The 10,716-nt window shown below is 63.3% G+C and carries 9 protein-coding genes; 4 read left to right on the plus strand and 5 right to left on the minus strand.

Annotated features, from left to right (window positions below):
- Window positions 1-178: 178 nt before the first annotated feature.
- Entirely contained in the window at window positions 179-1,828 is a 1,650-nt protein-coding gene (gene ettA, locus NKJ80_RS28665; RefSeq protein ID WP_023826587.1) for an energy-dependent translational throttle protein EttA, read from the minus strand.
- Between the two features lie 234 nt (window positions 1,829-2,062).
- On the opposite strand from ettA, the gene NKJ80_RS28670 reads away from it, so the two are divergent.
- Window positions 2,063-3,349: a GGDEF domain-containing protein gene (locus NKJ80_RS28670; RefSeq protein WP_352498782.1), complete on the plus strand. Its 1,287-nt coding sequence runs from the start codon at window positions 2,063-2,065 to the stop codon at window positions 3,347-3,349.
- A 5-nt stretch (window positions 3,350-3,354) separates the two neighbouring features.
- Here NKJ80_RS28670 and NKJ80_RS28675 read toward each other — a convergent pair whose 3' ends face one another.
- The 4 genes from NKJ80_RS28675 to NKJ80_RS28690 form a co-directional block, all read right to left on the minus strand.
- Window positions 3,355-3,966: a hypothetical protein gene (locus NKJ80_RS28675; RefSeq protein ID WP_352498783.1), complete on the minus strand. Its 612-nt coding sequence runs from the start codon at window positions 3,964-3,966 to the stop codon at window positions 3,355-3,357.
- Window positions 3,967-4,036: 70 nt separating this feature from the next.
- Entirely contained in the window at window positions 4,037-5,044 is a 1,008-nt protein-coding gene (locus NKJ80_RS28680) for a ribonuclease T2 family protein (protein WP_352498784.1), read from the minus strand.
- Window positions 5,045-5,142: 98 nt separating this feature from the next.
- On the minus strand, window positions 5,143-5,592 hold the full coding sequence (locus NKJ80_RS28685; protein WP_023705574.1) for a MarR family winged helix-turn-helix transcriptional regulator: 450 nt from the start codon (window positions 5,590-5,592) through the stop codon (window positions 5,143-5,145).
- Window positions 5,589-6,479 carry an alpha/beta fold hydrolase gene (locus NKJ80_RS28690; RefSeq protein WP_023709253.1) on the minus strand — a complete coding sequence of 297 codons (891 nt, stop codon included), beginning with the start codon at window positions 6,477-6,479 and terminating at the stop codon, window positions 5,589-5,591. The genes NKJ80_RS28685 and NKJ80_RS28690 overlap by 4 nt, the downstream gene beginning before the upstream one ends.
- A gap of 120 nt (window positions 6,480-6,599) precedes the next feature.
- On the opposite strand from NKJ80_RS28690, the gene NKJ80_RS28695 reads away from it, so the two are divergent.
- The 3 genes from NKJ80_RS28695 (at window position 6,600) to NKJ80_RS28705 (ending at window position 10,436) form a co-directional block, all read left to right on the plus strand.
- Window positions 6,600-7,532 (plus strand): alpha/beta fold hydrolase, encoded by a 933-nt coding sequence (locus tag NKJ80_RS28695; protein WP_023705577.1) that lies wholly within the window; start codon window positions 6,600-6,602, stop codon window positions 7,530-7,532.
- Between the two features lie 82 nt (window positions 7,533-7,614).
- On the plus strand, window positions 7,615-8,790 hold the full coding sequence (locus NKJ80_RS28700) for a CaiB/BaiF CoA transferase family protein (protein ID WP_023705578.1): 1,176 nt from the start codon (window positions 7,615-7,617) through the stop codon (window positions 8,788-8,790).
- On the plus strand, window positions 8,787-10,436 hold the full coding sequence (locus NKJ80_RS28705; RefSeq protein WP_352498785.1) for a thiamine pyrophosphate-binding protein: 1,650 nt from the start codon (window positions 8,787-8,789) through the stop codon (window positions 10,434-10,436). The genes NKJ80_RS28700 and NKJ80_RS28705 overlap by 4 nt, the downstream gene beginning before the upstream one ends.
- The last annotated feature ends 280 nt before the right edge of the window (window positions 10,437-10,716 follow it).

Below are 10,716 nucleotides of genomic sequence, written 5' to 3' on the forward strand. Positions count from 1 at the left end.
ACGTTTCAGATCATTGCGGAAGCGGATGGTTTTGTTGTTCTGAAATCACCAGATAGCGCAGAACATTCTCCCGACTACGAAGAAGTCGGACGCTTCGCTAGCGAGACGCTAGCGAAGCGATTTGTCGTTCAGTTCCAAGCCGCCTAGATTTCGACGGTTTCGAATATTCCGGCAGTTATCACCGCGTCAGCCTCTTGTAGGTCATCCTGTGCGGGTTGACGGCCTCGGGGCCGAGCCGGCGGATCTTGTCCTGCTCGTAGTCCTCGAAATTGCCCTCGAACCATTCGACATGGCTGTCGCCCTCGAAGGCGAGGATGTGGGTGGCCAGACGGTCGAGGAACATACGATCGTGCGAGATGATGACGGCGCAGCCGCCAAAGTTTTCCAGCGCGTCTTCGAGCGCCGCCAGCGTTTCCGTGTCAAGGTCGTTGGTCGGTTCGTCGAGCAGCAGCACATTGCCGCCGGTCTTCAGCATCTTTGCCAAATGCACGCGGTTGCGCTGGCCGCCGGAGAGGTTGCCGACCTTCTGCTGCTGGTCCCCGCCACGGAAGTTGAACGACGCGCAATAGGCGCGCGTGTTGGCCTCGAACTTGCCGAGCTTGACCACTTCTGCGCCGCCGGAAATCTCCTCCCACACCGTCTTTGACGGATCGAGCGCATCGCGGCTCTGGTCGACATAGCCGAGCTTCACCGTTTCGCCGATGCGGACAGAGCCGGCATCCGGCGTTTCCTGGCCGGTGATCATGCGGAACAGCGTCGTCTTGCCGGCGCCGTTCGGGCCGATGACACCGACGATGCCGCCCGGCGGCAGCTTGAATTCCAGGCCTTCGATCAAAAGCGTGTCGCCAAAGCCCTTCGACAGGCCTTCCGCCTCGATCACCACATTGCCGAGCCGCTCGCCATGCGGAATGACGATCTGCGTATCGCTCGGACGCCGCTTGTCGGCTGCATCCAGCAGGTCCTGGAACGCCTGGATACGCGCCTTGGACTTGGTCTGGCGGGCTTTCGGGCTGGACTGGATCCACTCGCGCTCGCGGCCGATAGCGCGCTGGCGGGCGTCGTCCTCGCGGCCTTCCTGCTTGAGGCGCTTGGCCTTGGCTTCGAGGTATTTGGTGTAGTTGCCCTCATAGGGAATGCCGCGGCCGCGATCGAGCTCGAGGATCCATCCCGTGACATTGTCGAGGAAGTAGCGATCGTGGGTGATGATCATCACGGCGCCGGGATAGGCGCGCAGATGCTTTTCCAGCCACGCCGTGGTCTCGGCGTCGAGATGGTTGGTCGGTTCGTCGAGCAGCAAGAGGTCGGGCTGACGCAGCAGCAGCTGGCAGAGCGCGACGCGGCGGCGCTCACCGCCCGAAAGCTTGGTGACCTCGGAATCCTTGGGCGGGCAGCCCAGCGCTTCCATCGCCATCTCGACCTGCTGTTCGAGATCCCACAAATTGAGCCGGTCCATCTCGTCCTGGAGCTTGGCGGACTCATCGGCCGTCTCGTCGGAGTAGTTCATCATCAATTCGTTGTAGCGCTCGATGATGGCGGTCTTGGCGGCGACACCTTCCATGATGTTCTCGAACACGGTCTTGTCCGGGTCGAGTGCCGGCTCCTGCGCCAAGTAGCCGACGGTGGCGCCTTCGGCCAGCCAGGCTTCGCCGTTCCACTCCTTGTCGAGCCCGGCCATGATCTTGAGGATCGTCGACTTGCCCGAGCCGTTGGGGCCGAGGATGCCGATCTTGGCGTCGGGATAGAAGGAGAGATGGACATTCTCAAGCACCTTCTTGGTGCCATAGGCCTTGTTGAGGCCGGCCATGTGATAGATGAACTGGCGTGCCACGCGCGCTTCCCTTGATGATTGACCGAAATGTCGGATTGAATGGAGGTTGGCCGCTATGTAGGCGATGCCGGGCCGAACGGCAATCGCTTTTGCCATTTCAAGCCGGGTGTACACCGCACGTTAAGTTTTCCGCCGGTTGTAGGGCGCGTTGAAATCCCCGGTTAACCCTTCAGCGTCAAAACAGGATCGATCGCTGACCTGTCGCGATCGAAAGTAAAGATCGGACCGAAGGTAGTGCTGAACAGTTTCCTGCTCCTTGCTGAAGCGGTCGTCTACTTCAGCGTCATGGTCACGCTGTTCCGCTTCAGGGATCGCATCGGCCTCGGCGTCTTCGTCTGCGCGCTGGGCGCCATGCATTTCCTCGAAACCTATCTCGCCAGCGTCTTCTATGTCGCCCTGCCCTTCGGCATGGTCTCGCCAGGCTCGGCGGTGCTGTTTTCCGGCAAGCTGGTGATGCTGCTTCTGCTCTACATGAAGGAAGATGCGGCCACGGTGCGCCAGCCGATCTATGGCCTTTTGCTCGGCAACGCCTTGATGATCGGGCTGGTCCTGATCCTGCGCCTGCACGATATTTCAGCCCTTTCCGACGGCAAGCTTCCCGATATCGGTTTCATCGACCAGTTGGGCTGGCTGATGGTATGGGGCACGACGCTGCTCTTCATCGACGCCATCCTGATCATCCTGCTTTACGAAAAGCTCGGGCGTTATCTGCGCAAGGCGCCGTTCTCCCGCATCCTGATTTGCGTCGCCTGCGTGCTCACCTTCGACCAGGCCGGATTTTTCACCGCCCTGCATTTCGTCGCCGGCGCACCGATCGCGGTCTTCTTCGGCGGCTGGTTCGCCAAGATGGGTGCCGCTTTTGCCTACAGCGCCATGCTTGTCGCCTACCTCAGATGGTTCGAAACGCGTCAGGTCGTGGCACCGCGTGGGTTGTCCGACGTCTTCGACACCTTGACCTATCGCGAGCGCTACGAAGCCCTGGTCGAACATGTCGGCCGCGACGGCCTCACCGGCCTGTTGCACAGGGGACGCTTTGACAGCGACGGCGAACGTCTGGTTGCCTTAAGCCTGCGCACGGCCCAACCGCTCAGCCTGCTTATCGTCGACGTCGACCATTTCAAGTCGATCAACGATCGCTTCGGCCATGCCGAGGGCGACAGGGTGCTGAGATCGATCGCCCAGGTGCTGACCCAGGCGGCCGGCGCGCACGATCAGGTTTTCAGGATCGGCGGCGAGGAGTTCGCCATCCTTTGCTCGCAACCGCATGCGGTCGCCAGGTTGCTCGGAGAAAACCTCCGCCAGGCCGTCAAGGCGTGCGCAAACCGCTTCGACATCAGCGTCAGCGCCGGCATCGCCACTGTCGATGAGACCGTAGGCTCGCTTGCCGATCTCTTCGCCCTTGCCGACGAGCGTCTCTACAGGGCCAAGTCCACCGGGCGTGACCGCGTCGTCGGCGAAGCGCATGACGATGCCGAAGACCTAACTGCGTGGACATTGCCCACGCGTGGCGTCAGCGGATAAGGCTGTCAGCTCCGCTTGCGCTGCTGCAACGCGCCGACCGCAACTGAAACGGCTATCAGCGCGATGGCCAGCCATTTCAGCACGGTGATGATCGGACTGGCATCGATGTCATAAGCGATGAACAACAGAATGCCGGGCACCAGCAGGCCGCACATGACCAGCATGATGCGGTTGATCTGCCAAGACACCTTTGCTGCCAGCGCTTCGTCACCGGCTTCGCCGACAAGACCGGCGCGCATCTCCCGGGAGATGGCCAACGCGCTCGACAGGCGCATGGAGATCGGCAAGCCGAGCCCGATTATGAGGAAGGCACACGCCGCCAGCAGAGCCGAGAATTTGAGCGCGCTGGCCTCGGCCGGCGGAAACAAAAGTGTCGCCAGCGGCAGGAAGACACAGACGATCCCGAGCGCGGCAATGGCGATGAAGATCGCGGCATTGACCCAAGTGAACAGCTGGTAGCGGCCTGCCCCGATCGGCGCGGCAAGCACGCGCATGCGCGCCCACTCGGCATCGGTATAGCAAAAGCCCGGCCATTCCATGCGGCCGTCTTTTATGGCTGTCATTCCCCTGGCCCAGAAAGCCAGCCGCGCCAGCGCGCCTGATGTCATGCCACTCATCGCCACCCCCGCCGAATGAAACACATCCAGACCATATCACCGCGTCACTGCCAAGCGACAGACGGATATCCTACTGGAACCCGGCCGCATCAACCGAGCCCTTCGGACAGCCCGCCTTGGTCGTCGGCGCCGAGGCGAGCATGAGAGTGCCCAGCGAACTGTCGGGGCCGATCGGGCCGGTCAGGCCGAGCGTCAGCTCGCCGATCAGCCGCCTGCCGCTCGACGGATCGACCAGGCAGGAGACACGCACCCGCGCGCCCGACCCGGCGCCGAAGGCGATGTCGAAGGCGCTGCGGATCTGGTCCGAAGTCAGCTGCTTGCCGACATTCCTGGTGAAGAGCTCGCGCACCGGCGACGCATTCACCGCCCGCATCAGGTTCAGCGCCTCGGCAAAATACTCCTGCTGGCTCTTGCCGTAGCAGGTGCCGTGCTTGATCCATTCATGCCGTTCGAGCTTGGAGGCGGTGCCCGGCATAACCTGGTCGAGCTCGGCGCGCGTAGCGGCATCGAGATCGACCGGCGGCAGGTCTGCCCAATGGGCCGGATTGTCATTGGCCTTGTCGCTCGCCGGCACCTGGCAATAGAAATTGCCGTTCGGCTGCGGCCAGAGCCCATGCAACGTGAAATGCGACGCGTCGAAGCCGCCCGCCGTCTGCGCCTGGCATTCGGGCTTGCTCGACTTGGTTTCACAGAAGGCCGGCTGCCAGCTCAGCGCGAAAACATATTCGGGTTTTCCCGAAGCCGCAGGGTTGCCCTGATCGGCGGGCGCGGCCGGCAGGGCGGCTGCGCTGCCGCCGGTGACATGACCGCAGCTGATCTTGACCCAGCGACGCTCAGGATCGGCGCCCGGCACGCGGATGAGGTAATGCGTCGGCGCATCCTTGTTGCCGGCCAGGAGGTCGTAGCTCTGTCCAGCCGTTGTCGCGATATTGCCGGGGTTCTTGCCGCTCTTGATTGCCTGCGTTGCTGGACAGGCAGCATCGGCCACGAAGGAGCCGCTCATCTTCACATCGGCGCGCGCTAGGCCGACACCGGCCAGCGCCACCAACACCGCACCCCATATCGCCGATATCCGCATTCCAGCACTCCTAGCGTTTCATAGCGCAAGCTAGAAACGTGTGACATGTCAGAATTACGATTTCTTTCGTCGGCCGCAAAAAACAATCGCTCGGTCGATCAGACCCCGCCCTCCTCGACCCGCTTCGTCAACATACGCAGCAGATCAAGCGCGGTCTCAAGCACGCGAGGCTCGATGCCCTCGCTGATGCGGTTGGCCCAGACATGCTGGCGCGTGCCGATATCCCTGATCGCGGCCCGGCCGGCATCGGTCATCGCCAGGAGCTTGGCGCGGCGGTGCGCCGGGTTGTCCGCATAGGCGGCAAGCCCTTCGGCGGCCAGAATATCGGCAAGGCGCTGCACGCTCTGGCGGGCAAGCCCCATGTCGCGGGCAATGTCGGCCACCGATTTCGGCTCCTTCAGCACCGCGCCCAGAACCTGCCAGCGCGCCGCCGTCAGCCCGGCAGGCTCCGCCAGCCGGTCGGCCGCGTCGAGAAACCCGCCATTCAGCCGGAACACGGCAAGCACCAGTTCGGTGAGCACATCTCCGGCTTCGGTCCTGCTTGTCATTTCTGGCCGGCCTCGATGGTGGAAACGAAGGTGTTGACGGATTCAGCCACCGCCTCCGGCTTGTCAAGCATCACCCAATGGCCGGAACCGGCGACGGTTCTGTGGCCAATTCGGCTGCACAGCCGAAACAGGGCCGCCGCATTGTCATTGGCCTCCGTAGCCAGCACGAAGATCGGCCCGCGATAGGCGTCGAGCGTCGGTTCGGGATTCCATTCCGCCAGCGCCTTGCCGACGCCTGCCCGAGCCGCCGGATCGACCACCGCCGCATCGGCGAGGACCCGTTTGCGGACATCTGGATTGGATCCGGCGATCGAGGTGTAATAAGCGCTCAGGACGTCGCCGCCGTTTGGCCCCGCCAGATCGCGCACGAACCCGTCGCGAATCTCTTTGGGCAGGGCGCGCGGATCGGTCGCCGGATCGACCAGCAGGATGCCGGCAACACGGTCGGCATGGCCGGCGGCATAGGCGAGCGCGGCCCCACTGCCGCCGCTATGTGCAACGAGGACAAACCGCTTCAGGCCGAACGCATCGGCCACCGCATCAATATCGTCGGCACGGCCGTCATAGCCGTAGTCGGCATCAGCTGCAGGCGCCGATGCGCCATGGCCGCGAAAATCGAAGGCGACCGCCTCACGGCCACCTGCGGTGAGCTGCATCACCCGGTTCCACTGTGTGGCGCGGCTGCAGTCGCCATGCGCGAACAGGATCGGCAGGCCGTCGCCGGATTTGATGTCGTAGCCGGCAAGCTGGCCCTGCGGGCCGGCAATGGTTGAGATCTTCATGGTCATCTCCCTGGTCTGGCTGGAAGCAATGCCGGGCAGGAGCATTGCGGATGACAGGCTCGCCAGCAGAAACGCGCGGCGCGAAACGGTCGAAAAGGTTTTCATGCTCATGCTCCCTATTTTGACAGTATGCTGTCATATAATCAAATTGACAGCATACTGTCAATAGCCCTCCCCTTGACGCCGGTTACGCCGTCGCCCAACAGTCGCCGACGGGAGCGAGAGATGGCATTTGACGAGCAGACGACGCTGGCCTCACCGACCGGGGCCACGCTCAACCTCTATGTGAAGCACGCGAGCGGCTCTCCACGCGCCGTCGTCCAGATTAACCATGGCCTTGCCGAACACGCCGCGCGCTATGCCCGCTTCGCCGATTACCTCAGCACCGGCGGCTTTCATGTCTACGTCCACGACCATCGCGGCCATGGCGCGACCAAGGCGCCCGATGCCCCGCTCGGCAGGTTCGCCGGCACAAGCGGCCCGGCCAAGGTGATCTCCGATGTCGACGCAGTCCACGATTTGATTGCGAAGGAGCAGCCCGGCCTGCCGGTCATCCTGTTCGGCCATTCGATGGGTGCGTCGGTGGCGCTCAACTACCTGCTGGCGCACTCGCCGCGCGTCCACGCCGCGGCGATCTGGAACGGCAATTTCTCACAAGGCCTGCTTGGTCAGCTTGCACTCGCCATCCTCGCTTATGAGCGCTTCAGGCTCGGCTCCGATGTTCCCTCACGCGTCTTGCCCAAACTGACCTTCCAGGCCTGGGGCAAGGCGGTGCCCAACCACAAGACGCCGTTCGACTGGCTGTCGCGCGACGAGGCTGAAGTGGCCAAGTACATTGCCGACCCGCTGTGCGGCTGGGATGCCTCGATCTCGATGTGGCGCGATGTCGTGGAGATGGCGCAGAAAGGCGGCAAGGATGCGGGCTTTGCCGGCATCAGGCGCGACCTGCCCGTCAGCATCGTCGGCGGCGAGAAGGATCCGGCCTCCGACTATGGCAAAGGCATCGATCATCTCACCAAGCGGATGCGCGCGATGGGCTTTTCGAATCTGGTTTCAAAAATTTACGCCGACACCCGCCACGAAAGCCTGAACGAGGTGAACCGCGACACCGTTATGGACGATTTCGCTGCCTGGGCCGATAGCGTGCTCAAACAGTGACATCGCTGGCCTACCGCAAGGCCCGTGACAGCGGCATCCCGGGTTGATAGAGGCTGCGGTTCCGACCCGTTTTTGGTGATTTATGGCTGAACCTCCGCTGAAAGGCATCCGCGTCGTCGAACTCGCCCGCATCCTGGCCGGCCCGTGGGCAGGACAATTGCTGGCCGATCTCGGCGCCGATGTCATCAAGGTCGAGAGCCCCGATGGCGGCGACGATACCCGCAAATGGGGTCCGCCCTTCGTCATGAGCCATGATGGCGAGAACCTGTCGGCCGCCTATTACCACTCCTGCAATCGCGGCAAGCGCTCCATCGCGGTCGATTTCTCGACGCCCGAAGGGGCCGAGACGGTGCGCCGGCTGGTTGCCACGGCCGACGTTCTGATCGAGAACTTCAAGTTCGGCGGCCTCAAGAAATACGGGCTCGATTACGAGAGCCTGAAGGCGATCAATCCAAAGCTCGTCTACTGCTCGATCACCGGCTTCGGCCAGGACGGGCCTTACGCCTCACGCGCCGGCTATGATTTCATCATCCAGGCCATGGCCGGCATGATGTCGATCACCGGCGAGGTCGGGCGCGAGCCGCAAAAGGCCGGGGTCGCTATTTCCGACATCTTCACCGGCCTCTATTCGGTGATCGCCATCCAGGCAGCGCTTCGCCATGCCGAAAAGACCGGCGAAGGCCAGCATATCGACATGGCCCTGTTCGACACGCAGATTTCCGCACTCGGCAACCAGAACCTCAACTATCTCGTCTCCGGCAAAGCGCCGGTGCAGATGGGCAATGCGCATATGAACATTGCGCCCTATGAGGTTGTCCCGGTCAGGGACGGCCACATCATCCTGGCGGTCGGCAATGACGGCCAGTTCGCCAAATTCTGCGCCGCCGTCGGGCTCGACCATCTCTCAGCGAATCCCGATTTCGCCACCAATCCGGCCCGCGTCGCCAACCGGGTGAAGTTGCGCGAGCACTTGATCGAGACGCTGAAGAATTGGGATCGCGACCCATTGCTGGCCAAGCTCGAAGCGGCAAGCGTGCCGGCGAGCCCGATCAACGACATCGGCCAGATGTTTGCCGACCCGCAGACGATCGCACGCGGCATGCGCCTCGACCTCGACGATGGCCATGGCAATCGTCTGCCCTCGGTACGCGCGCCGATGGTGATGTCCGGCACACCGCTGGTCTATGAACGCCCTTCGCCGCGCCTTGGCGAACACACGCAAGAAATCCTTGCCGAACTGGAGAAGTCTGGACGATGAAGACCGGTGGACAACTGATTGTCGACGCACTCGAGGCGAACGGCACCGACCGCATCTTCTGCGTGCCCGGCGAATCCTATCTCGCGGTGCTCGACGCATTGCATGACTCGCCCATCCGCACCATTGTCTGCCGACAGGAAGGCGGCGCCGCCATGATGGCCGACTGCCAGGGGCGGCTGACGGGCAAGCCCGGCATCTGCTTCGTCACCCGCGGCCCCGGCGCCACCAATGCATCGGCCGGCATTCACATTGCCATGCAGGATTCGATACCCGTCATCCTGTTCATCGGCCAGGTCGCCAGCCACGCCAAGGAGCGCGAGGCTTTCCAGGAGGTCGACTACAAGCGCTTCTTCGGCGACATCGCCAAATGGGTGGTGGAGATCGACGATGCCGCGCGCATCCCCGAACTCGTCACCCGCGCCTTCGCCGTCGCGACATCGGGCCGCCCCGGCCCCGTCGTCGTCTCGCTGCCGGAGGACATGCTGACCAGTCTTGTCGACGCGCCCGCGGCCTTGCCGCACACGCCGGTCGAAACCCGGCCCGGCGAAGCCGAACTCGATGCTTTGGAAAAGCTTCTGGCCAAGGCCAAGCGTCCCTTCGTCATCCTCGGCGGCACACGCTGGGACGAGGAAGCGGTGGCACGTATGCGCACCATTGCCGAGGCCTGGTCGCTGCCGGTCGGCTGCTCCTTTCGCCGCCAGATGCTGTTCGACCATCTGCACCCGAACTATGCCGGCGATGTCGGCATCGGCATCAACCCGAAGCTGGCCACCGCCATCAAGCAGGCCGACCTGGTGCTGCTGATCGGCGGCCGCATGGGCGAGATGCCGTCCTCCCACTATACGCTGCTGAAGAGCCCTTACCCCGACCAGACGCTGGTCCATGTCCATGCCGATGCCGGCGAACTCGGCCGTGTCTACCGGCCGACCCTGGCGATCAACGCTGCGCCGTCGGCCTTCGTCGAAGCCTTCGCCAAGCGCAAGCCAACGTCCACGCCAGCCTGGGCGGATGAGACAGCGAAAGCACACGCTGCCTACCTCGACTGGTCGACGCCTCCTGAGACCGGCCCCGGCACGGTCCAGATGGGGCCGATCATGAACTATCTGGAAAAGATTTTGCCCGATGACGCCATTTTCACCAACGGCGCCGGCAATTACGCCACCTGGGTGCACCGCTTCCACCGCTTCCGCCGCTTCGCCACCCAAGGCGCGCCGACCTCCGGTTCGATGGGTTACGGCACCCCGGCCGCGGTCGCCGCCAAGGCGCTCCATCCCGACCGCACCGTGATCGCCTTTGCCGGCGACGGCTGCTTCCTGATGAACGGACAGGAATTCGCTACCGCCGTGCAATACGACCTGCCGATCGTCGTAATCGTCGTCAACAACGGCATCTACGGCACCATCCGCATGCACCAGGAGCGCGACTATCCCGGCCGCGTCGTCGCCACCGATCTTAAGAACCCTGACTTTGCCGCTCTTGCCCGCGCCTATGGCGGCCACGGCGAGACGGTCGAGAACACGGCAGATTTTGCCCCTGCCTTCGAGCGTGCCCGCGCCAGCGGCAAGCCGGCGATCGTCGAAATCAGGCTCGACCCCGAGGCGATCACGCCGACGCGGACGATGACGCAGATCCGCGACAAGAGCTGAGAAGTTAGCAGCGAAAGCCGAGTTCCGTCACACCCCCCTCTGTCCTGCCGGACATCTCCCCCTCAAGGGGGGAGATTGGATGTCATGTCGCCCTTCGCCAATCTGCAGCGTTGCAGACAGGGCGCTATGGTCAGAGCTGCTGATCTCCCCCCTTGAGGGGGAGATGTCCGGCAGGACAGAGGGGGGTGCTGTCCCGCCGACGCTGCCAAGACGATCGCCCCTTTCCTGATATCTACAAGCGAGCTATCAGACCGCTGCCAGCGCCTGCGTCAGGTCGGCG

The organism is Mesorhizobium sp. M0030, from assembly GCF_040323695.1.
Classification (GTDB): Bacteria; Pseudomonadota; Alphaproteobacteria; order Rhizobiales; family Rhizobiaceae; genus Mesorhizobium.

Bases quoted from the DNA above. Each gene is read 5' to 3' on its own strand.
- NKJ80_RS28675 (WP_352498783.1), bottom strand. From the start codon at position 3,966: ATGAGTGGCATGACATCAGGCGCGCTGGCGCGGCTGGCTTTCTGGGCC.
- NKJ80_RS28680 (WP_352498784.1), bottom strand. From the start codon at position 5,044: ATGCGGATATCGGCGATATGGGGTGCGGTGTTGGTGGCGCTGGCCGGT.
- NKJ80_RS28685 (WP_023705574.1), bottom strand. From the start codon at position 5,592: ATGACAAGCAGGACCGAAGCCGGAGATGTGCTCACCGAACTGGTGCTT.
- NKJ80_RS28690 (WP_023709253.1), bottom strand. From the start codon at position 6,479: ATGAAAACCTTTTCGACCGTTTCGCGCCGCGCGTTTCTGCTGGCGAGC.
- NKJ80_RS28695 (WP_023705577.1), top strand. From the start codon at position 6,600: ATGGCATTTGACGAGCAGACGACGCTGGCCTCACCGACCGGGGCCACG.
- NKJ80_RS28700 (WP_023705578.1), top strand. From the start codon at position 7,615: ATGGCTGAACCTCCGCTGAAAGGCATCCGCGTCGTCGAACTCGCCCGC.
- NKJ80_RS28705 (WP_352498785.1), top strand. From the start codon at position 8,787: ATGAAGACCGGTGGACAACTGATTGTCGACGCACTCGAGGCGAACGGC.